1 protein-coding gene is annotated in these 309 nt (G+C 42.7%); it reads left to right on the forward strand.

The features are described from left to right. A partial coding sequence (locus AC2FA3_RS15110) for a hypothetical protein (protein ID WP_490510300.1) occupies window positions 1–309 on the forward strand: 309 nt, incomplete at both ends.

Below are 309 nucleotides of genomic sequence, written 5' to 3' on the forward strand. Positions count from 1 at the left end.
AAAAAAACAGCAATCAAATACTTAGGTGTCAAAAAATCAGGAAAGAAAAGTCTTAAATCCACCATTCAATTCAGCCTATTAAAAGGCAAGAAGCTGACCATCGACGTGTGGGATAGCTACAATTTAGCACTCTACACCATTAATACCTGTGAGCTTGTACAGGACAGTCGAGGTCTTTGGTATGCGTGCATCACCGTTAAAGAGTACCCAAAAACTGCGTGCGGTACAGGCAAAACTGGTATTGATTTGGGCTGCAAGGACTCAGCAACGACAAGTAATGGCGAGGTCTTAGCCACCAAATTGACCCAT

The sequence above is a fragment of the Janibacter sp. CoH_79_TC_3 genome (genome assembly GCF_058197955.1).